This window comes from Actinopolyspora mzabensis (genome assembly GCF_900101095.1).
GTDB classification, from domain to species: domain Bacteria; phylum Actinomycetota; class Actinomycetes; order Mycobacteriales; family Pseudonocardiaceae; genus Actinopolyspora; species Actinopolyspora mzabensis.
Map to the genome: position 1 here is coordinate 180924 of NZ_FNFM01000002.1, position 22792 is coordinate 203715.

General features: G+C 69.6%; 24 protein-coding genes. 6 read left to right on the plus strand and 18 right to left on the minus strand.

The window, feature by feature from the left end:
- Positions 1–3: 3 nt before the first annotated feature.
- The 6 genes from nuoE to BLR41_RS03355 all read right to left on the minus strand — a co-directional run bounded on the left by nuoE (position 4) and on the right by BLR41_RS03355 (position 5625).
- On the minus strand, positions 4–804 hold the full coding sequence (nuoE, locus tag BLR41_RS03330; RefSeq protein ID WP_092626367.1) for an NADH-quinone oxidoreductase subunit NuoE: 801 nt from the start codon (positions 802–804) through the stop codon (positions 4–6).
- Positions 805–2187: an NADH-quinone oxidoreductase subunit D gene (locus BLR41_RS03335; RefSeq protein ID WP_245693780.1), complete on the minus strand. Its 1383-nt coding sequence runs from the start codon at positions 2185–2187 to the stop codon at positions 805–807.
- Positions 2188–2257: 70 nt separating this feature from the next.
- A complete protein-coding gene (locus BLR41_RS03340) occupies positions 2258–2998 on the minus strand; it encodes an NADH-quinone oxidoreductase subunit C (RefSeq protein ID WP_092626369.1) in 741 nt (246 codons plus the stop codon).
- Complete coding sequence (locus BLR41_RS23325; RefSeq protein WP_092626371.1) at positions 2995–3708, minus strand: NuoB/complex I 20 kDa subunit family protein; 714 nt, start codon at positions 3706–3708, stop codon at positions 2995–2997. Before BLR41_RS23325 ends, BLR41_RS03340 begins: the two co-directional genes overlap by 4 nt.
- A 93-nt stretch (positions 3709–3801) precedes the next feature.
- Positions 3802–4167, minus strand: coding sequence for an NADH-quinone oxidoreductase subunit A (locus tag BLR41_RS03350; protein ID WP_092626373.1), 366 nt, complete (start codon positions 4165–4167; stop codon positions 3802–3804).
- 159 nt (positions 4168–4326) lie between these two features.
- A complete protein-coding gene (locus tag BLR41_RS03355; RefSeq protein ID WP_092626375.1) occupies positions 4327–5625 on the minus strand; it encodes a geranylgeranyl reductase family protein in 1299 nt (432 codons plus the stop codon).
- Positions 5626–6099: 474 nt separating this feature from the next.
- Here BLR41_RS03355 and BLR41_RS03360 point away from each other — a divergent pair, with 474 nt between their 5' ends.
- Together BLR41_RS03360 and BLR41_RS03365 are read left to right on the plus strand one after the other, a co-directional pair.
- Positions 6100–6789 (plus strand): demethylmenaquinone methyltransferase, encoded by a 690-nt coding sequence (locus BLR41_RS03360; protein ID WP_092626377.1) that lies wholly within the window; start codon positions 6100–6102, stop codon positions 6787–6789.
- A gap of 176 nt (positions 6790–6965) precedes the next feature.
- Positions 6966–7805: an inositol monophosphatase family protein gene (locus BLR41_RS03365; RefSeq protein WP_092626379.1), complete on the plus strand. Its 840-nt coding sequence runs from the start codon at positions 6966–6968 to the stop codon at positions 7803–7805.
- Positions 7806–7820: 15 nt separating this feature from the next.
- Here BLR41_RS03365 and BLR41_RS03370 read toward each other — a convergent pair whose 3' ends face one another.
- The 3 genes from BLR41_RS03370 to BLR41_RS03380 form a co-directional block, all read right to left on the minus strand.
- On the minus strand, positions 7821–8465 hold the full coding sequence (locus tag BLR41_RS03370; protein ID WP_092626380.1) for a hypothetical protein: 645 nt from the start codon (positions 8463–8465) through the stop codon (positions 7821–7823).
- Positions 8466–8680: 215 nt separating this feature from the next.
- On the minus strand, positions 8681–9631 hold the full coding sequence (gene paaC, locus BLR41_RS03375) for a 1,2-phenylacetyl-CoA epoxidase subunit PaaC (RefSeq protein ID WP_092626381.1): 951 nt from the start codon (positions 9629–9631) through the stop codon (positions 8681–8683).
- A gap of 258 nt (positions 9632–9889) precedes the next feature.
- Complete coding sequence (locus BLR41_RS03380) at positions 9890–10402, minus strand: DUF3592 domain-containing protein (protein ID WP_245693782.1); 513 nt, start codon at positions 10400–10402, stop codon at positions 9890–9892.
- A gap of 464 nt (positions 10403–10866) precedes the next feature.
- Between BLR41_RS03380 and BLR41_RS03385 the strand changes: the two genes are divergently transcribed.
- Positions 10867–12030: an isochorismate synthase gene (locus BLR41_RS03385; protein WP_245693783.1), complete on the plus strand. Its 1164-nt coding sequence runs from the start codon at positions 10867–10869 to the stop codon at positions 12028–12030.
- Positions 12031–12072: 42 nt separating this feature from the next.
- On the opposite strand, the gene BLR41_RS03390 is transcribed toward BLR41_RS03385, so the two are convergent.
- Together BLR41_RS03390 and BLR41_RS03395 are read right to left on the minus strand one after the other, a co-directional pair.
- Entirely contained in the window at positions 12073–12273 is a 201-nt protein-coding gene (locus BLR41_RS03390) for a PqqD family protein (RefSeq protein WP_092626382.1), read from the minus strand.
- A 231-nt stretch (positions 12274–12504) separates the two neighbouring features.
- The gene (locus tag BLR41_RS03395; protein ID WP_092626383.1) at positions 12505–14025 is read right to left on the minus strand and encodes a M1 family metallopeptidase; all 1521 of its coding nucleotides are present in this window, start codon (positions 14023–14025) and stop codon (positions 12505–12507) included.
- A 293-nt stretch (positions 14026–14318) separates the two neighbouring features.
- Here BLR41_RS03395 and BLR41_RS03400 point away from each other — a divergent pair, with 293 nt between their 5' ends.
- Entirely contained in the window at positions 14319–14564 is a 246-nt protein-coding gene (locus BLR41_RS03400) for a hypothetical protein (RefSeq protein WP_092626384.1), read from the plus strand.
- 33 nt (positions 14565–14597) lie between these two features.
- On the opposite strand, the gene BLR41_RS03405 is transcribed toward BLR41_RS03400, so the two are convergent.
- The gene (locus BLR41_RS03405; protein ID WP_092626386.1) at positions 14598–14888 is read right to left on the minus strand and encodes a hypothetical protein; all 291 of its coding nucleotides are present in this window, start codon (positions 14886–14888) and stop codon (positions 14598–14600) included.
- A 401-nt stretch (positions 14889–15289) separates the two neighbouring features.
- Entirely contained in the window at positions 15290–17008 is a 1719-nt protein-coding gene (menD, locus tag BLR41_RS03415) for a 2-succinyl-5-enolpyruvyl-6-hydroxy-3-cyclohexene-1-carboxylic-acid synthase (protein ID WP_092626389.1), read from the minus strand.
- Between the two features lie 202 nt (positions 17009–17210).
- Here menD and menE point away from each other — a divergent pair, with 202 nt between their 5' ends.
- Together menE and BLR41_RS03425 are read left to right on the plus strand one after the other, a co-directional pair.
- Positions 17211–18455 carry an o-succinylbenzoate--CoA ligase gene (menE, locus tag BLR41_RS03420; RefSeq protein ID WP_092626802.1) on the plus strand — a complete coding sequence of 415 codons (1245 nt, stop codon included), beginning with the start codon at positions 17211–17213 and terminating at the stop codon, positions 18453–18455.
- A 112-nt stretch (positions 18456–18567) separates the two neighbouring features.
- Positions 18568–19440 carry a 1,4-dihydroxy-2-naphthoate polyprenyltransferase gene (locus BLR41_RS03425; protein WP_092626391.1) on the plus strand — a complete coding sequence of 291 codons (873 nt, stop codon included), beginning with the start codon at positions 18568–18570 and terminating at the stop codon, positions 19438–19440.
- A gap of 140 nt (positions 19441–19580) precedes the next feature.
- Here BLR41_RS03425 and BLR41_RS03430 read toward each other — a convergent pair whose 3' ends face one another.
- The 5 genes from BLR41_RS03430 to BLR41_RS03450 all read right to left on the minus strand — a co-directional run bounded on the left by BLR41_RS03430 (position 19581) and on the right by BLR41_RS03450 (position 22714).
- Positions 19581–20057: a hypothetical protein gene (locus BLR41_RS03430; RefSeq protein ID WP_143012983.1), complete on the minus strand. Its 477-nt coding sequence runs from the start codon at positions 20055–20057 to the stop codon at positions 19581–19583.
- Positions 20058–20067: 10 nt separating this feature from the next.
- The gene (locus tag BLR41_RS03435; protein ID WP_092626394.1) at positions 20068–20502 is read right to left on the minus strand and encodes a hypothetical protein; all 435 of its coding nucleotides are present in this window, start codon (positions 20500–20502) and stop codon (positions 20068–20070) included.
- A gap of 49 nt (positions 20503–20551) precedes the next feature.
- On the minus strand, positions 20552–21514 hold the full coding sequence (locus BLR41_RS03440) for a WXG100 family type VII secretion target (protein WP_092626395.1): 963 nt from the start codon (positions 21512–21514) through the stop codon (positions 20552–20554).
- 132 nt (positions 21515–21646) lie between these two features.
- Positions 21647–21976 (minus strand): type VII secretion target, encoded by a 330-nt coding sequence (locus tag BLR41_RS03445; protein WP_092626397.1) that lies wholly within the window; start codon positions 21974–21976, stop codon positions 21647–21649.
- 138 nt (positions 21977–22114) lie between these two features.
- Positions 22115–22714 carry a DUF3558 family protein gene (locus tag BLR41_RS03450; RefSeq protein WP_092626398.1) on the minus strand — a complete coding sequence of 200 codons (600 nt, stop codon included), beginning with the start codon at positions 22712–22714 and terminating at the stop codon, positions 22115–22117.
- Between the last annotated feature and the right edge of the window lie 78 nt (positions 22715–22792).

Here is a 22792-nt window from a genome sequence, read left to right on the forward strand (position 1 = left end):
CCCTCACTTCTTCTCCGGAATGGGCGGAAATTCGACCTCGTCGGGCATCGGTGGTGCGTTCCAGCCCTGTTCGCGGGCGAGTTCGGCACCGCGCACCGTCTCGGGGGCCGCGGCCGACGACTCGGCGGCCTCCGCCGCACCGGGCCCGTCGAAGAACCCGGCGAGCTGACGCTCGGTGTCCCGGAAGTCGGTCAGCGGCGCGCCACGGGTCGGCTGCGGCCGCTCCCCGCGCCGCAGCGCCCGGACCGTCTCCAGCGCGCTCTCGGCCGTCTGGTTGTCGAAGTACTCGTAGTTGACCTGCAGCACCGGCGCGAAGTCACAGGCCGCCAGGCACTCGGCGTGCTCCAGCGTCACCGAGCCCTCGGCACCGGGGGTGCCCGCGGTCTCCTCGTGCCCGGTGCCCAACTCCTCGGACAGCGCACGGTATACCTCGTCGCCGCCCATCGCCGCGCACAGCGTGTTGGTGCACACGCTGACCAGGAACTGCCCGCACGGTTGCCGCTTGTACATCGTGTAGAACGTGGCGACCGCGTTGACCTCGGCGGTGGACAGCGCGAGCTGCTCGGCGCAGAACCGCATCCCCTCGGCGGTGACGTGCCCCTGCACCGACTGCACCAGGTGCAGCATCGGAAGCAGCGCCGAGCGGGACTCGGGATAGCGCTCGATGATGCTCCGCGCCTCGGCCCGGACGCGTTCGCCGAACACCGCCTCCCCCGCCGCGGCCTGTTCCGCCGACTCGGTCGGGGACTGCCCGCCGGGGGTGAGCACGTGCTCGGTGGTCGTGTAGTCGAACTGCTCGGTCATCTAGCGGTCCACCCCACCCATCACAGGATCGATCGAGGCCACGACGGCGATCACGTCGGCGACCAGCCCACCTTCGGCCATCGCCGGGAACGCCTGCAGGTTCACGAAGCTGGGGTCCCGGACGTGCACCCGCATCGGGCGGGTCCCGCCGTCCGACACGTGGTGGTAGCCCAGCTCCCCCCTGGGAGCCTCGACCGGCGTGTACGCCTGGCCAGGCGGGACGTCGAATCCCTCCGTGACCAGCTTGAAGTGGTGGATCAGCGACTCCATCGACTGACCCATGATCTTGCGGACGTGGTCCAGCGAGTTGCCCATGCCGTCCGGCCCGATGCTCAGCTGGGCGGGCCAGGCGATCTTGGGGTCGTCGACCATGACCGGTCCGGGTTCCAACTTGTCCATGCACTGCCGGACGATCCGCAGCGACTGCCGGATCTCCTCCACCCGCAGCAGGAACCGCGCGTAGCAGTCGGCATCGGTGCTGGTGGGAACCTCGAAGTCGAACTGCTCGTAGCCGCAGTAGGGCTCGACCTTGCGCAGGTCCCAGGCCAGTCCGGCAGAGCGCAGGATCGGGCCGGTGGTGCCCAGCGCCAGGCAGGCGTCCAACGGCAGGTAACCGACGCCCTTGAGGCGTTGTTTCCAGATCGGCTGGCCGCTGAAGAGCTTGTCGTAGTCGGGCAGCCTGCTCTCCATGACCTTGCAGAACTCCAGGACCTTCTCCCGGGAGTTCTCCGGGATGTCCTGGGCGACCCCGCCCGGTCGGATGAAGGCGTGGTTCATCCGGAGCCCCGTTAGGAACTCCAGCAGGTGCAGCACCTCTTCGCGGTCGCGGAACCCGAAGGTCATGCCGGTGGTGGAACCGAGTTCCATCGCGCCGGTGGCCAGGAAGACCAGGTGCGAGGAGATCCGATTGAGCTCCATCAGCAGCACCCGGATCGTCTGCGCCCGTTCCGGAGCGGACACCCGCAGCAGCTTCTCCACGCCCAGGGAGTAGGCGGTCTCGTTGTGCAGCGGCGCCAGATAGTCCATCCGCGTGACGAACGTGACGCCCTGGGTCCAGGTGCGGTACTCGGTGTTCTTCTCGATACCGGTGTGCAGGTAGCCGATCACCGAGCGGGCCTTGGTGACGGTCTCGCCCTCGAGCTCCAGGACCAGCCGCAGCACGCCGTGGGTGGAGGGGTGCTGCGGGCCGAGGTTGATGACGACGCGCTCCTCCTGCTGCGTGTCGTCCAGGAAGTCCTCCCAGTCACCACCGGTGACCGTGTAGACCCTGCCCTCCGTGGTCTCCCGGGCGGAGGCGGCGAACGGGTCGCCACCGGACCGATCACCGCCGGACCCGTCACCACCCGGTCGGGAACCGGTGGGGGTTTCGGCGTCGATACTCATGCTGCCTCCTCGAACAGCGCGACCGCCCGGCTCCGAGTCCGGAGGCCGCACCCGATGGATCCAGGCCCGCTCACGTGTAGGACCTGCGCTGGTCGGGCGGTGGAACCTCGGCTCCCTTGTACTCCACCGGGATGCCACCGAGCGGATAGTCCTTGCGCTGCGGGTGGCCGTCCCAGTCGTCCGGCATGAGAATCCGCGTCAGGGACGGGTGGTCGTCGTAGACGATGCCGTACATGTCCCAGGTCTCACGTTCCTGGAAGTCGGCCGTCGGGTAGACGTCGACCACCGAGGGGACGTGCGGGTCGGCCACGTCCACGGCGACCTCGACGCGGATCCGACGCCGGTAGGTCAGCGAGGTGAGGTGACAGACCGAGTGCAGCCGTTGCGGCACATCGGGGCCGTAGTCCACCCCGGACAGACTGCTGCAGAGCTCGAACCGCAGCGCGGGCTCGTCGCGGAACGTCCGGCAGATCTCGACCAGATGCTCCCGGTCGACGTAGAAGGTGATCTCGCCGCGGTCCACGGTGATCCGCAGTACCGCCGAGTCCGGGATACCGCGCCGTTTCATGCCCTCGAACAGCTCGTCGGCCACCTCGTCGAACCAGCCGCCGTAGGGCCGTTCCGCCTCCGGCGGGACGTAGGCGGGCACTCGGAGACCGCCGTAGCCCGAGGTGTCCCCGCTGCCGGTCACGCCGAACATGCCCTTCCGGGCGCGACCCGCCACCATCTGTTCGGGGGCCGCTTCCTCCGTGGGACCGGTGTGCTCGGCCGCCGTCTCCGGGAGTCCCCCGGTGGTGTCGTCACCGCTCATCGCCGAATCACCTGCCCACCGTCGTCTCGTTCCGGTTCCGCGCGTCCGCGGGAGTCACCGGGTGGCAAACTCTCGATACCGGCGGCGCCCAGCTCGCCCTCCGCGCCCATCTCGCGGCGCTGCGCGTTCTGCTGCCGCTCGGCCATGCGCCGCTTGGACCCACGCCGGGGTGCGTACTTCTCGGAGGAGGCGGGCAGCTCCGTGCGGTGCCCCTGCTCCACCTGCTCGGCCGCGCGCTTGCCGTTGATGGGCTCGTCCATGACCTTGGCGTGCAGCTTGAGGATCGCGTCGAGCAGCATCTCCGGACGCGGCGGACAACCGGGCAGGTACATGTCCACCGGAACCACGTGGTCCACGCCCTGCACGACCGCGTAGTTGTTGAACATCCCGCCACTGGAGGCGCAGACCCCCATCGCGAGCACCCAGCGGGGCTCGGGCATCTGGTCGTAGATCTGCCGCAGCACCGGGGCCATCTTGTTGGTGACCCGGCCCGCGACGATCATCAGATCGGCCTGCCGAGGTGTGGCCGAGAACCGCTCCATCCCGAAGCGGGCGATGTCGTAGCGGGAACCGCCCACGGTCATCATCTCGATGGCGCAGCAGGCCAGCCCGAACGTGGCGGGCCACATCGAGGTCTTACGGGTCCAGTTGACGAGTTTTTCCACATTGGCCAGCAGGATGCCGTTGGGCAGGCTTTCCTCAAGCCCCATCTCGGCACTCCTTCCCACGAGTCGCCCCGGCGAACGGGGCACCACCGATCCCGACGCGCCCGCACCGGACGGCTGTCGTACTCACTTCGCCGCTCAGTTCCAATCGAAACCACCACGCCGCCACACGTAGAGATCGGCGAAACCGAAGGTCAGGATGAACAGGATCACCGCGACCACGCCGTAGAGCCCGAGGGCGTCCGCGGAAACGGCGTAGGGGAACAGAAAGACCATCTCGATGTCGAAGAGGATGAACATCATGGCCGTCAGGTAGTAGGCGACCGGCATGCGGCCACCGCCACCGACCGGCTGCGGCGAGGGTTCGATCCCGCACTCGTAGGCGTCGAGCTTGGCCTTGTTGTACCGACGCGGACCGACCAGCGGCGCGATCGCGACGGAGAACGCGGCGAAGCCGAACGCCAACGCGAACATCAGCACCAGCGGGATGTAGGGATCCAGCACTGTGCCTGCCTCCTTAATCCAGTTCCCGCTACGCCCCGAGCGAGCTCGGCGACCACACTCAGCACTTTATGCTTCCGGCTGCACGCACCCCGTATTGAGGTGAACCTAACTTTATGAATTACCGCACAGGGCCGTCGGAATCTGATCAGACGGGCGCCCTCAGGCGCTAGGTGTGAGCCGAGTAGTGGTACTTATCACACGATCCACGGCGTCACCTCCCCTGCTGTCGTAGAGGTTGGCCAGCAGCTTGAGCACGAAGCGCATCAGCGACCTGCGGGGAAGGCCGTACTTCGTGGCGGTGCGCATCACCGTCGGGTGGCCGATGATCTTGCTGAACAGGTTTCCCATCCGGAAGTAGCCGCCCAGCGATTCGGCGACGGCATCGGGGTAGCGGGCGAGCGCGCGTTCCCTGGCGGCGGCATCCGTCCGGGACCTGGCCTGGATCACGCACTCGGCGGCCAACCGGGCGGCCTCCATCGCGTAGGCGATCCCCTCGCCGTTGAACGGGTTGACCATTCCGCCGGAGTCACCGACCAGCAACAGGCCGGAGCTGTAGTGCGGCATCCGGTTGAAGCCCATCGGCAGCGCGGCCCCGCCGATCCGGCCGGTGGCGTTGTCCTCCCGGAGTCCCCATTCCTCGGGCGTGCCGTCCAACCAGGTGCGCAGCAGCGCCCGGTAGTCGGTCTTGCCGTAGGCCTTCGAGGTGGACAGCACCCCCAGCCCCACGTTGACGGTGCCGTCCCCCATCCCGAAGATCCAGCCGTAGCCGGGCAACAGCTCGGCGCCCTTCGGGTTCGAGCCGTTCCAGAGCTCCACGTGCGACTCCAGGTAGTCGTCCTCGGCGCGCGGGCTCTCGTAGTAGCGCCGGACGGCCACGCCCATCGGGCGGTCCTCCCTGCGCTGCAGGCCCATGGACAGCGCCAGCCTGCCCGAGACTCCCTCGCAGGAGATGACCAGCGGCGCCCGATAGCTGACCTCGGCGCGTTCCGGTCCGGACTTGGCGTGCACCCCGGTGATACGACCGGTTCGGTCGTCGGTGATGGCCTCGGTCACCGAAGTCCGCTGCACCAGCCTCGCTCCCGACTGCTGCGCGTGGCGTATCAGCAGATCGTCGAAGTCGTTCCGGGGGCGGACGACCCCGTAGGGCGGGTACTCGGCCAGTTCCGGCCAGTCCAGTTCCAGCCGCACGCCGCCGCCGACCACCCGGAGGCCCCGGTTGTGCAGCCAGCCCGCCTCCGGGCGGGTGTCCACCCCGAGGTCGATGAGTTCCTTGACCCCGCGCGGTGTGATGCCGTCGCCGCACACCTTCTCCCTGGGGAAGGCGCTCTTCTCCAGGACGAGAACGTCCAGGCCCGCCTTGGCGAGGTAGGTGGCGGCGGTTGCCCCCGCCGGTCCCGCTCCGACGACGATGACCTCGGCGTCGTCGGTGGCCCGGCCTCGGATGGGGGTGGTTGTCATGGTGCTCCTTGTCCAGCCTTGCTGTTCGGATCGACGTCGTTCCCCTCCGATGATCCCGGCGGAACGCGCCGCCGCACCGCCCGAGCGACATCGGCGACCTTGTGAATAAGTTCACTAACGAGTCTAGGACGGACATCCCGCTCGATCGAGACATCGCGAGCGAAAGAAATCGCGACCGCGGCGGAAGTAGCGCGGCGAACGCGGCTCGGGGCGGGAGGGGCCGCCGTCCGCCCGACACGGTCCGCCCGCCGCGGTACCGGGCGCTGCCTCCTCCGGGGCACCCGGCTAGACCGTTCGGGCGCCTCGATTTCTCGCGAAATCGCCGCCGCAGTGGGGCGGTGCGGCCCCGGCTGCCGTCGATTTCTCGCGAAATCGCCGAGTCGTCGATGCGGTACCGAACTCCCACCGCCCCCACGGGCCGAACCCCCGCCCGCGGAAGCCGAGTCGCCGGACCCCCACTAGTAGGCTGCGGGTGTGTCTCGAGCCGGCCTGGACAGGAATCCCCGTGCGGTAGCCGCGATGTTCGACGGCGTCGCCCGTGGCTACGACCGCACCAACACGGTGCTCTCCTTCGGGCTCGACCGCCACTGGCGGAACGCGACCCGTCGGGCACTCGCTCCCGCACCGGGAGAACGAATCCTGGACCTGGCCGCCGGAACCGGCGTTTCCACCGCCGAGTTCTCCCGCTCGGGCGCGTACTGCGTGGCCGCCGACTTCTCACTGGGGATGCTCGCCGCCGGTGGCCACCGGAAGCTGTCGATGGTGGCGGCCGACGCGCTTCGTCTCCCGTTCGCCGACGATGCGTTCGACGGGGCCACCATGCTTTTCGGGCTTCGGAATCTGGCCGACACCGAGGCCGGGCTGCGGGAGATGGCACGCGTGGTCCGCCCCGGTGGCAGGCTGGTGATCTGCGAGTTCTCCACCCCCACCTACAGGCCGTTGCGCGCCGCCTACCGCAACCTCGCGTTGCGCGCGGTTCCACCGGTCGCACGGACCGTCGCCAGCAACCCGGACGCCTACGTCTACCTGGCCGAGTCGATCCTCGCCTGGCCCGACCAGCGGGAGCTCGCCGCCACGATCGCCCGCTCCGGCTGGTCCGAGGTGGCCTGGCGTGATCTCACCGGAGGAATCGTAGCCCTCCACCACGCCTGGAAACCTTACTGACCGAACTCGTCCGGTGGGGCGTGGCACGCCCTGTGTGGAGACCAGCCGGACCGGGCGAACCCGCGCACCGCTCCGCACCCCGCACGTGAGCGAGCCGGGATTCTTGACCGGAGCATCGCCGCGCGGCCACGCGCAATTGGCCTGCCGGTTACCCATAGCGAGCACAATGGTGCGGTATGAGTGTTTCGCCTCCCCCGAGGACCGGCCGTGCGGAGCAGGCGCTGATCTCACGCGCGTTGGAGACCGCGGGGCGGCTGGCCAACGAAGCGGCCGATGTCATCACGGCAACGGCGGGACACGACACCCCACCCTCGGAGCCGGACTCCCCCTTCGACTGGGTCACCGATGTGGGCCGCACCCTCGAACGGCACACCCGGAGGATCCTGGCGGAGCACTTTCCGGGCATACCGGTGTACGGCGAGGAGTTCGACGCGGCCGCGTGGGGCGGGGGACAGGGCGATTTCCGCTGGGTGGTCGACCCGGTGGACGGCACGGCGAACTACGTCGCCGGGGTGCCCTGGTGCGCCTACAGCCTGGCGATGCTCGACGCCCAGGGCCCCGTGGTCGGTGTGGTGGCCGACCCCTATCGGGCGCAGATATACGCGGCCGCCCGCGGTCGGGGGATGCGGGCGAACGGAAAACCGGTGCGGTTGACGGAGGCGCGCTCCCCCAGGGCGAGCATCGTATGCACCGAGTTCACCAGGTTCGGGCCCTGGCGGGGTATGGACAGGTTCATAGCCAACGCCGCGGCCGATCACGTGGGTGTCCGGGTTCTCGGCTCGCCCGCGCTGGCGATCACGCAGGTGGCGCTCGGGCAGGCGGTGGCCGCGGTGCTCCCCACCTACGGGGAGGGGGATGTGGCGGGCGCGCTGGCCCTCGCCGTGGAATCCGGCGCCAACGTGCTGGACAGCTACGGAAGACCGGCGACACTGCCGCACGACGGCCTCCTGGTGGCCGCTCCCGGAGCCACCGAGACCGCGTTCGGGTGGTGGTTGCAGGCATCGGAACCGGGGTGAGCAGTAGCCCGCCGTTCAGGCCCGCGCCTTCACCAGCGAGGACGTCTCGGGCGTGCCGCCCGAACCGGCTCGACCTTCCAGGATCGCGGACATCGCGGGTAACAGGGGGAAGCGTTCCCGCAACGCGGCGATACGGCGTTGTGCGTGCTCCTGATCGACTCCCGCGGCCAGCTCGGCCACCACACCGCTCAGCTGATCTCCCAGCTCGGTGAACCGCGAGACCGCCACCACCACACCGTCCTGCAGCCTGCGGAGCGCCACCAGCCGTGTCGAATCGGCGGTGGCGACCGGGGACTCACCGGCGTCGAGCTCGCGGGCCAGCTGCACCAGCGTTCGGACCGTGGGCAGTTCGGCGTCCATGCGATAAACGACCTGCCGCAATCCGCGCCGCACCGGTAGCGAGGAGACCGTGTCGGCGGCTCGAACCGCCCGGTGCACGGCCTGCTCGCAACGGTTGAGTTCGCACAGCCACGCGTCGCGGTGCTCGGTCAACGCGTGTTCGAGCCCGGCACGGGGCTCGGTGCGGGTGCCCGCCGTGGTTTCCGGCGGCTCCTCGGGCACCGGGGGCGCGCTCGACGTACGTCGGGCCAACACCCCCAGGAGTACACCGAGCACACCGGCGGCCAACGCCACGATCAGGTGCGTCCAGAATCCGCCCATTTCCCGCGGTGCCCTTCGCTCGAACTCCCCCTGGCCGTGTACCGGGCTTCCGCGCGACCGGAACGCTGGGAACGCTCCGCTGCCACGAGAACCCCGAGGCGCGCACTACGCCACTCGGAGAGTGTGCCCGGCGAGCGGCCCGCTTCGCTTGGGGGAAAGTACTCAAATACCGATCGGCGGGGTTCCCGAGGGACGCTGGGGTTCCACGTGGGCTCTCATGCCTCGACCGTCTCGTACTGCCGCATCTCGGCGAGCAGGAACTCCAGCGCGGTGGTGTGCACGCCGGAGCGCCCCAGCGGCTCCGCGTCCTCGTGGAAGACCCGCGCGTCGGGCGGTTCCAGTCGCGCCACCGAGAGCACCTCGTCGAGCAACGCCGCCACTTCGGTACGCAGCCCGGTCGGATCCACCGCGAAACCGAGCTCGGCCAACCGGCGCTCCACGGGGTGCGGGACGAACAGTTCGCCGGTCATCGGCCAGACGCGGGCCAGTCCGGTGCTCATCCGCTCCCGCGAGGCCGACGTGCCGTCGCCGAGGCGGATAACCCACTGCGCGGCGTGATCGCGGTGGCCCCGCACTTCCGGCAGCGCCACCCGCGCGAGTTCCGCGAGCACCGGATCACGGCTGGCGACGAGCTTGCCGAACAGGGCGGTTCGCCAGGCCGCGCAGACCATCAGCCTGGCGATGGAGACGGCGAAGTCCCCACCCGCTCCGGGGCCGCAGTCGAGCTCGACGAGCCGAACGTTGCGAAACTCCTCCAAGCCCCGCTCGTGGGCGAGCAGATTCTCGTCGCGCCCGCTGTCCTCCACGGTCGCGGCGCGATGCAACAGCTCCCGGGCGTGGCCGAGCAACTCCAGCAAGATGCCGACCTGGACGCAGTCCTCCTCCAGGTCCGGGGAGTGCTGGCACCAACCGACCTGACGTCGTGCCAGTACCAGAGCGTCGTCGCCCAACATCATGCAGTAGACCGAGAGGTCGGCCGCGGAAACATCGTCCGGAACGCCGCGGTCCGTCGAGGCCAGTGGGGTGCTCGCAGTCCGCACGGTCCAACGCTGCTGCTCACCGCGGGGGTTCGAAATGTTTTCGGGCGTGGTGGTGCCACCGCCCTCGCGAGCGCCCCGTCGCGTGGGGAACCACTGCGGTGCGTCGCCGATACCGGAAGTAACCATGGCCACCTCCCCTTCCGCCCGGTTCCCTCGGCTCCGGTCCCCTCGCACCGGACCGCGGGATGCCACTTCGCCTGTCAGCGTTGGTTCGGCTGGCAGCGTTGGTTCGCCTGTCAGCGTTGGTTGGGCTGGCAGCACTGGTTCGGCTGTCAGCGCCGGGTCACACCGCCATTCTCCCACCGCAACGCGATACCCCCAATAGAGTGACGGGCGGCTGCGGGCCTGCGGGCACGGCCGGGAGCTTCAATCGCTGCCAGAACTTCAAGAGCCGCCAGAACTTCGAGCGTCGACGGCGCGCCGTGTCAGCCAGTAAGCGGGCAGCACGATCGCCCACAGCACGGCCAGCGCGCTGCCGATCGGCAGGATCGCCACCGACATGTTCCTGCCACCCACGCGCACGAGATCCGGGTTCCCCCGGTCGAACTCGACGCTGACCAGCTGCCCCTCCTGCAACCCCACGGGGTAGAGCACGCCGTTCGGCGGGGTGTAGACCCGACCGCTGTCGGTGTTGAACCGGACCACGGTACGCAGGTAGGACTTCTCCACGACCTCGGCGGAGGCGATGCCCATGTCCTGTTCGATGCTGCGGTCGTCGATGTGGCAGGCCAGCAGCAACGCCAGCCCCAGGGCGGTGAAGAACCCCCCCACCGCCAGCACCAGCAACGGCGCGAGGCGCCGGAACCCGCGGGGAAACCACCGCTTCCCCGGACGGTTGTCGGCGCTGTTCGGTTCCGCGGTGCCGACCGCCCGCTCCGGTTGCGTCTCGCCAGTCACAACCGGTGATTGTAGTGCGCCCGACGAACCGGATCGCGAAACGACCCGTTCGGAGGGCCGGACGAGGCCCGCCTTCCCCGGCCGGAGGACCTGCCGTGCGGAGTGCCACCCGCTCGGACGAGATGATCGAAAACGCTGTTCCGAACCGGTCACCGGCTCGCCCGAGCGGGCGGTTCCCCGAGGCTCCCCGAACAGCAGGGCCGGAAGTCCCGTGCGCGCCACGCTTCGCGTCGCGACGCACGGTGCGCGTCTCCGGTGACCCCCGACACGTCCGATGTGGTGGCGGGCACGCGCGAGACGGGTGTCACCCGACGGAGTCGCAGGACACCTACCCTCGAAACGTGGAGCACTTCCAGCAGAATCTGACTGTCCGCACACGTAGGGTTCCGTCTCCAGAGGGACACTACGATCTTTTGGACCTGTTGCCCGAAGGGATATCACCCGATTCGGGGCCGCTTTGCTGGATGCGACACGGCGAAGGAGTGGTCGGCTGGGGGGAAGCGCTGCGCATCGAGACGGCGCGCAGCGAGCGGTTCGTGGCGGCGGACGAGCGATGGCAGCGACTCGCGGCGCGGATGGAGGTCGACGACGAGGTGCAGCTGCCGGGAACCGGTCCGGTGGCGTTCGCCAGTATCGCCTTCGGCGACGACCCCGGTTCCTCGGTGCTGATAGTTCCCGAGGTCGTGATCGGGCAGCGCGGCGGGGTGCGTTGGGTCACCACCATCGGTGAGCACGACCGAAGACTCTCCCGTGCCGCTCCCGCGCGGGCCCCCGGCACCATCCGCTACAGCGACGGCGAGTTCCCCACCACGCGCTATCGGCAGGCGGTCGCCGAGGCGGTACGCCGGATGCGCGGCTCGCCCGAGCTGAGCAAGGTGGTCCTGGCGCACGATCTGCTGGCCACCACCTCGGAACCGCTGAGCTCCCGCTACCTGCTGGGCAACCTGGGTAGACGCTACCCCGGGTGCTGGACGTTCGCGGTTGACGGGCTGGTGGGGGCCACTCCGGAATTACTGTTGCAGCGCAACGGCAACGAGGTGAGTTCCCGGGTGCTCGCCGGGACGGCGTGGCCGCACGAGGGGCGCACCCAGCAGCAGCTGATGTCGGAGTTGCTGGGCTCGGCCAAGAACCGCGGGGAACACACCTACGCGGTGCGTTCGCTGGCGAACGGGCTGGAACCGTTCTGCAAGGAGCTGGACGTGCCCACCAGTCCCGAGGTGCTGCGACTGCGCAACGTGATGCATCTGGCCTCGGACGTCTCCGGACGGCTGGACCCGATGCTCGCGCAGAACGGCCACGCCGGGCTGCTGCGACTGGTGCAGTCGGTGCATCCCACGGCCGCGGTCGGCGGGACACCCACCACGGGCGCGCTCGAACTGATCGACGAGCTGGAGGAGATGAACCGGGAGCGCTACGCGGGGCCGGTCGGCTGGGTGGACGCCGACGGGAACGGGGAGTTCGGCATCGCGCTGCGCTGTGCGCGGCTCACCTGGCGCTCCGGCGAGGGCTCGCGGGCGCGGTTGTTCGCGGGCTGCGGTGTGGTGCCCGATTCCGATCCGGACACCGAGGTCACCGAGGCCGAGGCGAAACTGCTTCCCGTGCGGGAGGCGCTGGAAGGAGTGCGTTGAGCGCGGTTGGTCGTCGACGCCGAGCTTCCTTCCGGAGGGTGTTCACTCGTGCTCGGTCGGGCACGCGGCGCGTAGTTTCCGCAGCACCGCGTCCACGTCGTCGGCAGCCGCTCGGGGATCCGCCCGGTAGGCGATGACCAGTTTCTCGGCCACACGTTCGGGATCCTCACCGTTCAGGAGATCGCGCAACACCCGGGCTCCGGTCGCGTTGAGCTCTCCGGACATCTCGTCGTGCAACAACATCCTCTTCGGACCTCCACGAGCCCGCCCGGCCGACGATGCGGCTGCGCGAATCCTGGACTCCACACCGGACCGACCGGGTGCTTCCACTCGAACGCTAACGAGGTCTCCGGTTCCCGCAAAGCCGCCGCACCGGAATTCACGCGAAGGTACGACTCGCGCGGCTGTGGAACGCCACGAAAAATCGTCCCCGCTCACACCGGGCGAGCGGGGACGGTGACGAGAGCGACCGGTTCAGCCGTGGTTGTGCATCCGGGCCAGCAACTCGTGAGTGTGGTTCAGCTGCTCGACCGCCTTCGGCTCGGGCGCGTCCGCGGGCCGCGCGGCGGCGGTCCGCGAGACTCCGGTCTCGCTTCCCACCCGCGGTTTGCCCTTGCTGAACAGCCACTTGTCGAAGAAACCGTCCAGCCGCTGTCCGGAAACGCGCTCCGCGTGCTCGACGAAGTCCGACACGGTGGCGTTGCCGCCCCGGTTCCGCTCGAACCAGGTCCGCACGGTGCGCAGCATCTTCGCGTCGCCGATCCGGTTCCGCAACGCGTGCAGCGTCATGGCGCCCCGGTTGTAGACCGAGGCGTGGAACAGGTCCTCCTTGCCGGGATCACCCGGCGTGACCTGCCAGAACGGCGATTCGGCCGGGTAGGAGGAGTAGTAGTGGTCGAACAGTTCCTGGGCCGTTCCGTTGCCCTGGTGCTCGGCCCACAACCACTCGGCGTAGCTCGCGAATCCCTCGTTGAGCCAGATGCTCGACCAGTCCGCCACGGCCACCGAGTCACCGAACCACTGGTGCGCGAGCTCGTGGGTGACCACCGAGGTGTTGGAACCGATCCGGAAGAAGTTCTGGCTGTAGACGGGCCTGGTCTGGTTCTCCAGCGCGAAACCGAGCCCTTCGGCGGGCACCACGCCCCCCTGGGTCTCGAACGGATACGGCCCGACGATTCCCGAGAGGAACTCCAGGATCTCCGGGGTGCGTTCCAGACTGGCCTCGGCGGGCCCCTTGAGATCACCCAGGCCGTCGGCGTAGGCGGTGATCATCGGCTGCTCGAAGGCGCCCTGCTTGCTGTGCACGTCGTACTGCCCGATGGCCAGGAACGCGAGGTAGGTGGCACTGGGGCTGGGCATGCGCCAGTGCCAGCGGGTCCAGTCGCCCTGACGGGTACGAGCGGTCATCCTGCCGTTGGACAGCACTTCGGTTCCGTGCGGTACGGCCACCGAGATGTCGAAGGAGGCCTTGTCCGAGGGGTGGTCGCTGCCGGGGAACCACCACTCGGAGATCAGGGGCTGCCCGACCGCGACGGCCCCGTTCTCGGTGCGCTTCCAGGGGGTCTTCCCGTTGACTTCCACAGTGGAGGGTTTGTCGGCGTAGCTGACCACGAACGTGGCCAGGCTTCCCTCGCGCAGTTTGCGCTTCGGCGTGACCGTCACCTCGGTCGCGCCCTGCCGCTCCACTCGGGCGGGCGCTCCGTTGACCCGCACGGACCGAATCCGCAGCGCGAAGTCCAGGTTGAACGAACTCAGGTCCTGGGTCGGCTCGGCCACGATGGTGGTGGTGCCGCGCAGCAGGTCGTTCTCCGGTTGGTAGCGCAGCCGGATGTCGTAGTGGGACACGTCGTAGCCGCCGTTGCCCGCCTCCGGGTAGTACGGATCGCCGACCCCGGGTGCGCCGGCACCGCCGGTTCCCGCCAGGGCCGGGGTCGCGAGAACCGCCGTCGCGGCGCAGGCTGCGACGGCGGTACGTAGCGCTCGTCTCCGCAACAAGTGACAACTCCTAACACGGTGCTGGACTCGGAACACAACCAGTGATCATACGCATACGAAGCGAGATCGGACCGGATCAGCGGGCCGACTCTATTGCCCACGGCAGCACCGGACCAGCACGTGGTGATCACGGGTCTTACCGGGTTGCGAGAAGAACCGGGAACGGCCCACTTCGGGATTGCCCCGCATCGGTACGGCCCCGGCGCTGCATCGGCGAATGGCGAGCACCGGCCGCCGCCGAGCCGTGGGGCGGATCCTGTCGTCCCCCCGGGACTCGAACGCACAATGCGGGCATGTCGAACAGCACACGGGGAGTCGCCCCGAGCGCCCGTCCGATCGGGAACACCGCTCTGCTCGCGGCCGGAATCATCACCGCGATACAGCTGTCGACGGGCAGTCACGCCTCGGGCGGCCCTTACGTCGTAGCCCTCATGCTCTGCGTGGTGGGGACGGGACTGCGGATCGAGTCAGCGGTGCGGGACCGCGCGTCCGAAACGAATCCGGCTACGGAAACACGCCAGGACCACACGAGTGGGTGACATTCCTCGTGGCGCCGGACGCGCGAAACGCCGTCACTCCTTGCCGGGCATGGTCGGTCCGATGTGGTCGTGATCGCGCAGGTGCTGCAGCAGATCGAGCACGGCCTCGACACTGGTTCCCGCGATCGGGCCACGCCGGTGCGGGATCGGCACGTCGGTGTAGGTGGTGTAGGCGACCCACCCGGCCGGATCGATGTGGTAAACGACGCTGCCGAGGTGGTCCCCGGCGACGTAGACCTCGTAGCCGACGGTCGCCCGCTCCTGGTCGACGATCGGTTCGTAGTGCTGGTCGGTGATCTCCTCGGCGGTGTACAGCCGGGTCATCGCTGCTCCCGTGATCGGATTCCGGCGTAACGGCGCCGCGTGCGTTCGGCGGCACGGCAGCCCGTGATCCGACAGTCTCGCACCGACACCGCTCCGACACGAGGGGTGTTCACCCGACCGCCCGAGGAATTCGATAGCACCGGACGCGGGGTCACCGAAACCCTTACTCATCTGATCGAACGAATCCGGCGGGACGTGGCAGCGAGCTGGAACAACGGAGAACCCGCCGTGGACGAACTGCTGGCCGAACGCCGTGCGGCCGCCGCTGTCGAGGTCTCGGGGAAAGCGCGGGTGCGGGCGTCGCGACCCGGTTGAACGTCCCGGCCGTCACCGCTGATCGGGCTTGGAAGGAGCTGGATACCGGCGTGGAGGTCCGACTGATTCGCTGATTTCGGCTCCGCTCAGCCGAGCACGGCGGACGCGACGGCTTCCGACAGCCGTCCCCGCAGTTCGCGCTGCCCGTCGCGCGTGGTGCGGACCTCGACCACCCGCAACCCGGGCCGGTACCGCAGCGCCTCCCCGATGCCGTCGAGCCCGACCGACCGGTGCGGCACCCCGTGCGCCGCGCACAGCGCTGCCAGATCGGTGCCGTGCGGGGTGCCGAAGACCCGCTCGAACGTTGCGGCGTAGGCCGGGTCCCCCTGCTCCAGCAGCGCGAAGATCCCGCCGCCATCGTCGTTGCACACCACGATCGTCAGGTCCGGGCGCTGTTCGTGCGGCCCCAGCAGCAAGCCGTTGGTGTCGTGCAGGAAGGTGAGATCACCCAGCAGCGCGTAGGTGGGTGTCCCGCCGGCCAGGGCCACGCCGAGCGCCGTGGAGACCGTGCCGTCGATCCCCGCCACGCCCCGGTTGCGGTGCACCCGCACGTCGGGGCGTGCTCTGGCGGACAGCGCCACGTCGCGCGTGGGGTTCGAGGAGCCCACGACCAGCGTCGAGTCGGCCGGAATCTCGTCGAGCACTCGGGCGGCGACGACGGGGCCTTGCGAGCCGGACTCGCGGTCGAGCGCGGCGGCCAGTTCCTCCCCCGCCTTTCGGTCGGCCGCCGACCACGCGTCCAGCCACACCGGGTCGGGAGTCACCGCCGTGGGGTCCACCGAGTCGGCCAGCAGCGAGACGTCGTGCGCGGGTGCGGGCCAGGAGTCCGGCTGGTCATGCAGCAGGACCTTCTCCACCTCGCGGTCGGCCAGCAGCCGCTGCACCTGGCGGAACACCGTGGGCCTGCCGACGCAGACGACCTGATCGGGGCGGTTGACGCGCACGAACTCGGCGAGCTCCAGCAGCCACATCCCGGTGGGCAGCAGCGTCTCGGCGCCCGAGCCCACCCCACCGGTCTCCGAGAGCACCGGCCAACCGAGCCGCCTCGCCCAGTCGAGGTCGTGCTCCCCGCCGTCCGCGGCGAGCAGCACCAGCCCGTACGGCGAGTCGGGCCTGTAACGGGCGGGGGCGCGCGGTGCCTCGGCGAACTCGGTCCAGGGGCGCCCGCCGGGGCGTCCCGCCAGGGATTCGCACCACTCCGATCGGTGGCTTGCGGGTTCGCCGCCCGACTCGCTCGGAACGGTAGTGACCGGTTCGTCGGGCACCAGTGGTTCCCGGAACGGCAGGTTGAGATGCACCGGCGCGGCCGGACGAGCACCACCGAGCGCCGCGTGCACGGCACGGCAGGTCTGGCCGCGCCAGTAGGCGTGCTGTCCCGCGCGGTTCTCGGCGACCGCCAGTTCGTCGAACCACCGCACCGAGCTGCCGTAGAGCCCGTGCTGGTCGACGGTCTGATTGGCTCCGGCCGCGCGGAGTTCGTTCGGCCGGTCGGCGGTGAGCACGAGCAGCGGCACCCCGGCGTGGCCCGCCTCGGTCACGGCCGGGTGCAGGTTCGTCGCGGCGGTGCCGGAGGTGCAGACCACGGCCACCGGTTCCCCGCTCGCCGCGGCGATGCCGAGGGCGAGGAACCCCGCGCTGCGCTCGTCGATCCGCACGTGCAGCGCGAGACGTCCTCCGGAAGCGGCGCGGTGCAGCGCGAAGGCCAACGCGGCGTTTCGCGACCCCGGAGACAGCACGGCGTGGCGCAGCCCGTTGCGCACCAGCTCGTCGACGAGCACCTCGGCCTGGGCCGTCGCGGGATTCAAAGGATCACCCCGGTGTCCGGGAGAGCTGCGGTGGACTGCTCGTAACTCTACAGAACCGCCTCACCTCCGCTTTCGCAGGTTCGGACGACCGGAAGTCCGGACAGCGGAGCATGGCGGAGCTCGGTACGGACCGATCGACGTCGGGCGCAACGCGGCCGGGGACGGGGGAACACGCTGCTCAGCCGGGCGGACAATGGAGGCCATGAGCAGCGCCAGAGAACTCCGCGCCCTGACGATTCCCCGGGAGCCGGGCGAGCTGACGACAGTGGTGGCGGAGCTGCGGACCGCGCTGGACGGGACCGGCCCGGCGTTGCTGCCGCTGGCGACGGACGATCCCGCCTCGGGGGAAACGGCCCGCGCGCTCGGCGTGGGAGAGCCGCTGGCCGCTGCGGAGGACTCCGAGTCGGACCCCACGAGCCTGGTGATCGCGACCTCCGGCTCGACCGGCAGGCCCAAGGGGGTGCTGCTGTCGGCGTCCGCGCTGCGTGCCTCCGCCCGGGCCACCCACGACCACCTGGGTGGCCCCGGCCTGTGGCTGCTGGCGATGCCCGCCCACCACATCGCGGGAATCCAGGTGCTGGTCCGCTCGATCGTGGCGGGCCACGCCCCGGAGACCGTGGACACGCGGGAGGGCTTCACCGCCGAGGCGTTCGCCGACGCGGCCGAACCGCTGCTGCGAACCGAACACCGGCACTACACGGCGCTGGTGCCCACCCAGTTGGGGCGGCTGCTCGACGCGGCGGGGGATCCGCGCGGGCTCCGGGCGCTGCGTGCTTTCGACGCGGTGCTGCTCGGCGGCGCGGCGGCGGCGCCGGACCTGCTGGAGCGGGCGCGTGCGGCGGGGGTGAACGTGGTCACCACCTACGGGATGAGCGAGACCGCGGGCGGCTGCGTCTACGACGGCACCCCGCTGCCCGGTGTCGGGGTGCACGTCGAGCCCCCGGAGCCGGGGCGGATCAGCCTCTCCGGGCCGACACTGGCACGTGGTTATCGCCACTCCCCCAGCAGTGGCGATCCCCAGCACAGCGGCCACTCACCCGACGACGGCCACACCCCCGAGCGGACCGCGTTCGAGGCGGGCTGGTTCCGCACCGGCGACGTCGGGCAGTGGCGCGACGGGCACCTCGAAGTGCTGGGCAGGGCCGACGACATGATCGTCACCGGCGCCGTCAAGGTGGTGCCCGCGGCGGTGGAACGCGCGCTGACCGAGCATCCCGACGTCCGCGAGGCGTGCGTGCTCGGTGGCCCCGACCCGGAGTGGGGGCAGGCGGTGCTGGCGGCCGTGGTTCCCGAACGCGACGCACCCGACGAGCGGGAGCTGCACACGCGGGTGCGCCGGCGTCTCGGCGCGGCGGCGGCCCCGAAGCGGTTCGTGGTGCTCGACGAGCTGCCACTGCGTGGTCCGGGCAAACCCGACAAGCGGGCGCTGCTGGAAATGTTCGGCTGACCGTTCCCGACCGGATGCGCACCGTCTCGCGCACCGGCACCGCTCGGTGACCGAGATCAGGCGGAACACCCTGGGGCGATATGCCGGATCACCGGTGCGCGAGGATTGCGGCATGGCCTCAGTCGCTGAATGGGTGGAGGGTGTTCGGGTCCGGACCTGGCCGAACGCCGTGGCTCCCGTGATCGCGGGCAGCGCCACCGCTGCCGGAGCAGCCGGATTCGACCTGCCGCTGGCGCTGTTGTCGCTGGTGGTGGCACTGGCCCTGATCACGGGGGTCAACTTCGCCAACGACTACTCGGACGGTATCCGCGGCACCGACGAGGTGCGGACCGGCCCGCAACGGCTCGTGGGCTCGGGCTCGGCACGTCCGGGCAGCGTGCTGGCGGTGGCGCTGGGCTGCTTCGGCATCGCAGCGATCGCCGGACTCGCGGTGCTGTACCTGAGCGGCCACTGGTGGCTGGTGTTGCTCGGCGCGGTCAGCATCGCGGGAGCCTGGTTCTACACCGGTGGCAAGCGGCCCTACGGCTACGCGGGCTGGGGCGAGCTGGCGGTGTTCTGCTTCTTCGGTCCCGCCGCCGTGCTCGGCACGATGTACGTGCAGGCCGACAGCATCAACGGTTCGGGGATCGGCGCGGCAGTCGCGATGGGCGCGTTCTCCAGCGCGGTGCTGGTGGCCAACAACCTGCGGGACATCCCCACCGACCGGCAGAGCGGCAAGCGCACGCTGGCGGTGCTGCTCGGCGACCGGGACACCCGGACGCTGTACGTGACCCTGGTGCTGGCGCCGTTCCTGATCACCACGCTGACCGGGCTGCGGATCACGCCCGCGCTGCTCGGGTTCGTCGCGCTGGCGTTGGTGATATCGCCGATACGGCGGGTGACGCGCGGCGACACCGGGCTGAGCCTGCTTCCGGTGCTGCGCGACACCGGCCTGGCGATGCTGCTGTGGGCGGTGGCTACCGCTGTGGGGCTGGCGATCGGTTGAGGGGTGGCCCTTCGGTCGCGGAGTGCCGACGTCAGGGGTGACGGGACCGGTACCGGGTCGAGCGACGCGGTGGGCGCCGCCCACGCGGACGACGCCACTCCCGAATCCCGCCGCAGGGTCGAGAGCCTCACCGAAGGCAGTCACCTTCGGATCCGCACCAGCCCGTAGTACCAGATCAGCGCTAGCACCAGCGGGATCGCGGCGAGCGCCGCGGCTCCGAGCTGCACCAGCCGCGAGGTCGCCAGCTTGTACATCGCCAGCGAGCTACCCGACCGGATGGTGGCCCGTTCGCCGCAGGTCACCGTGGCGGCGCCGGAGAACCACGGCTGGTACTGCCGGTAGGAGACGGTGGAATCGTGGCGCGGGCTCCGGATGTTGCGTCGTTCGCCGCTGTCGGGAACGACGTCGCAACTGGCCCAGCCGTTCTTCCGGAGGTTGTCGGTGAGCGCGATGGTCTTCCCGCGCCAGCGGTACTCGTCCGCGTTCTCCTCGGTGACCCCGCGATCGGAGTGCACCGTGGTGGCGTTCAGCGTCGCGGCTCCGTAGAGCACCCCGAACCCGGCGACCATGAGCACGACCCAGCCGATCGCCAGGTACAGCACTGCTTTCCGTAACATCCGTCCTCACTCACCAGTTACCGCGCTGCAGGAACGAATCAGGCGGTTCCTCGTCGTCCTGTTCCGGGGCACGGTTCGGATCGTTGGCGATGATCTCGGGAGTCTCGTGCCCCTCGTCCAGCATCTCCTTGACCTGCCGCATGGCGGGCACACCCGCTTCGAAGGCGCGCTGCACTCCCTCGTCCGCCATCGCCCGGCCGCTGGTCACTTGCTGCCAGCTCAGCTCCCCCTCGTCGATGCGCCGCTGCAACTCGGCGATCCCGGTAGGCGCCTCACCCCGCCGGACGAGCTGTTCGATCTGTTCGGTCTGCTCCTCGGAGAGTTCCGCTTCCGGTAGCTCGCTGTTCAGCTCCTCGGCGCGCGCCGCGACGCGCTCCGCGTCGGTCACGGCTTCGTCGAGCGCGGCCTCCGCGTCGCGGATCTGCTGTGTTTTCCAGTCCTGCAAGTCCTCACCTCGGGTTCGCCGGTTTCGACGGGTTCGGTGGGGTCCGGCGTCACAGATCTCCCGCCATGCTCGTGCGGCGGCCCGAACCGTCCTGCTGACCAGCACCTTCCCGCTGACCAGCACCTTCCCGCTGACCAGCACCTTCCCGCTGGCCGGTACTTCCGCCCCCACGCATGTCCGAGGCGCTCTGTCGCACGTCGGAGGCACCACCGCGCACCTGCGTGGCGCCCTCTCTCACCTGGTTGACCCCGTCGGTCACTCCGGACACGGCACCGGTGAGCTCCCGTGTTCGGTCCAGCGCGGCGTTGACGGCGTCACCGGTACCGCGCGGACCATCACCACTGGCGACCTCCTGGATCTTCGCCAGCGAGGTTCCGGTGGATTTGACTCCTTCGACCACCTGCTTCACACCCTGGTAGATCCGGATGACCGCCTGGATCATGTCCATGATCATGAACACGATGTCGATGCACCGGATCACGATGCGAACCGCGTTGGCCCAACCCCCGACGGGCACCCAGGCGGTGCACGCCGCCTGGATCAGCCGGTTCACGAGCTTGTCGATCAGCTCCAGGATCTTCGAGCAGAGCATCTTCGAGGTGTCGGCGGCCTTGGTGAAAGCCGTGCTCACCAGCTCGGCCGCCGCCGCGTCGGCCTCCAGCGCGACCGTCCAACCACCGACCATCATGGACTCGAAAGCCGCGGCGGCGGCACCGTCCCAGCTCTGCCGCAGATCACTCACACCGTGGTTGAGGTTGCGTCGCACTGCCCGCAGTGACTCGCCGATGTCGCTCCACGCCTTGGCGTTCTGCTCGATCTTGGCGAAGTCACCGGTGATGGGCGAGATCAACGACTCCACGAGGTTCTGCCCGGTAACCTGCTCGTAGATCCAGTTGACGCCCTGGACCTGCCAGCTCGCGTCCTGGACGGCCGACTTCAGGGTCTCCGAGTCCGCCTGCCCGGTCCGCTGTTCGAGCTTCGCGATCGGATCGTCCACATCGGCGAATGCCATTCGTCCCCCTAGTACACCTGCCCGTAATGGCTCGCACCGGCCGCGGCCTCGGGAAATCTCCCCTGATCACTCCGTTCGGAGCCCGCCACGGTGAGGCCACCCGGTGCTGTCGATCGTTCCGGCGCCGAGCGCTCAGGGCCGCATCCCGCTCAGGGCGGTCGCTATGCCGCTGAGCAGCTGTTCGATCTGGCGTTCACGTTCTTCGTACTCGGCGGCCGTGTTGTCCAGCTCCTCACGCACCCGGAGCAACTTGGCGTGCGCCAGTCGCAGGGTTTCGGAGTAGAGCGCGGTGGCCCCCTGCACCACCGGGATCAGGGTCGCCATTACGCCGGTGAAACCGCTGGTGTCCGAAGCGGTCTCGTTGGCGTAGCTTTCGATACCGCTGAACGACTCGGCGTTGCGCCCCAACAGACCGCCGTAGTCGCGGAGCCGCGACGGTACGGCTTCGACTCTCTCCGACACCGTTTCCCCTCTGCAGAACCGTTCCGGACGTGGCCGGACGTGTCTCACTCGTTCGGACCACGACTGTGACGCGACCGCACGGCTGACGGTTCCGGGGAATACCGGTTTTTCCGATCGGTGGTGGGGCGAGCTTTCCGCTCAGTGCGCCACGGACTCCAGCACCAGGCGTGAGATCCGCTTGGCGGCCTCGCACTGGTCGGTGCCGGACTCCTGGTCGCTGACCACGACCTGCAGGGTCGCTCCCGTCACCTCGGAGTAGACGGTGCAGTCGTTGGCGTAGGAGGTCCTACTGGCGACGACGGGAAAGTCGGAGATCCGTTCGCTGCCGAGCTGCTCGAAACCGTCGGGCTGGGCGGCGAGGAGCACCGAGTCGTCGGACTCGGGGGCCTGCTTCGCCGGGAAGCGGCAGCCCCGCACCGGCGGATCGAAACTGACCTCCTCCGCCTTGCCGTTGCCCACCGCGAACGCCAACTCGCGCAGCTCGGCGGGCTCGACCAGCGAGCACATCCGCTCGGCGGAGAGTTCGGCCAGTTCGTCGCGCTGCTCCGTGGGAGTGGTGGGGGTGGCGGAGGACGACGGTGCCGGTGTCGTCGTTCGCCCGGTGCCGGTGGAATCGGTATCGGTGCTGCCACCACCGCCACAACCGCTCAGGAATACCAGCAGCGCACCCGCGCAGGCCGTGACGCGGGGCATCCCGGCGCGCCCGAACCGGGAGCCGACGACAGAAGCACAAGACATGCTCCCCAGGATGCCCTAGACCGTCACGCGGCGCGGCGGCTGCGCGATTTCTCGAGAAATTTTCGCCGAGCGCGCTGC

Excerpts from the sequence above, each read along its gene's own strand:
- BLR41_RS03425 (WP_092626391.1), top strand. The coding sequence starts at position 18,568 with ATGGCCTCAGTCGCTGAATGGGTGGAGGGTGTTCGGGTCCGGACCTGG.
- BLR41_RS03450 (WP_092626398.1), bottom strand. The coding sequence starts at position 22,714 with ATGTCTTGTGCTTCTGTCGTCGGCTCCCGGTTCGGGCGCGCCGGGATG.
- BLR41_RS03370 (WP_092626380.1), bottom strand. The coding sequence starts at position 8,465 with ATGGGCGGATTCTGGACGCACCTGATCGTGGCGTTGGCCGCCGGTGTG.
- BLR41_RS03405 (WP_092626386.1), bottom strand. The coding sequence starts at position 14,888 with ATGACCCGGCTGTACACCGCCGAGGAGATCACCGACCAGCACTACGAA.
- nuoE (WP_092626367.1), bottom strand. The coding sequence starts at position 804 with ATGACCGAGCAGTTCGACTACACGACCACCGAGCACGTGCTCACCCCC.
- BLR41_RS03390 (WP_092626382.1), bottom strand. The coding sequence starts at position 12,273 with ATGTTGTTGCACGACGAGATGTCCGGAGAGCTCAACGCGACCGGAGCC.
- BLR41_RS03365 (WP_092626379.1), top strand. The coding sequence starts at position 6,966 with ATGAGTGTTTCGCCTCCCCCGAGGACCGGCCGTGCGGAGCAGGCGCTG.
- BLR41_RS03340 (WP_092626369.1), bottom strand. The coding sequence starts at position 2,998 with ATGAGCGGTGACGACACCACCGGGGGACTCCCGGAGACGGCGGCCGAG.
- BLR41_RS03430 (WP_143012983.1), bottom strand. The coding sequence starts at position 20,057 with ATGTTACGGAAAGCAGTGCTGTACCTGGCGATCGGCTGGGTCGTGCTC.
- paaC (WP_092626381.1), bottom strand. The coding sequence starts at position 9,631 with ATGGTTACTTCCGGTATCGGCGACGCACCGCAGTGGTTCCCCACGCGA.
- BLR41_RS03385 (WP_245693783.1), top strand. The coding sequence starts at position 10,867 with ATGCGACACGGCGAAGGAGTGGTCGGCTGGGGGGAAGCGCTGCGCATC.
- BLR41_RS23325 (WP_092626371.1), bottom strand. The coding sequence starts at position 3,708 with ATGGGGCTTGAGGAAAGCCTGCCCAACGGCATCCTGCTGGCCAATGTG.
- BLR41_RS03400 (WP_092626384.1), top strand. The coding sequence starts at position 14,319 with ATGTCGAACAGCACACGGGGAGTCGCCCCGAGCGCCCGTCCGATCGGG.
- BLR41_RS03440 (WP_092626395.1), bottom strand. The coding sequence starts at position 21,514 with ATGGCATTCGCCGATGTGGACGATCCGATCGCGAAGCTCGAACAGCGG.
- menE (WP_092626802.1), top strand. The coding sequence starts at position 17,211 with ATGAGCAGCGCCAGAGAACTCCGCGCCCTGACGATTCCCCGGGAGCCG.
- BLR41_RS03355 (WP_092626375.1), bottom strand. The coding sequence starts at position 5,625 with ATGACAACCACCCCCATCCGAGGCCGGGCCACCGACGACGCCGAGGTC.
- BLR41_RS03335 (WP_245693780.1), bottom strand. The coding sequence starts at position 2,187 with ATGAGTATCGACGCCGAAACCCCCACCGGTTCCCGACCGGGTGGTGAC.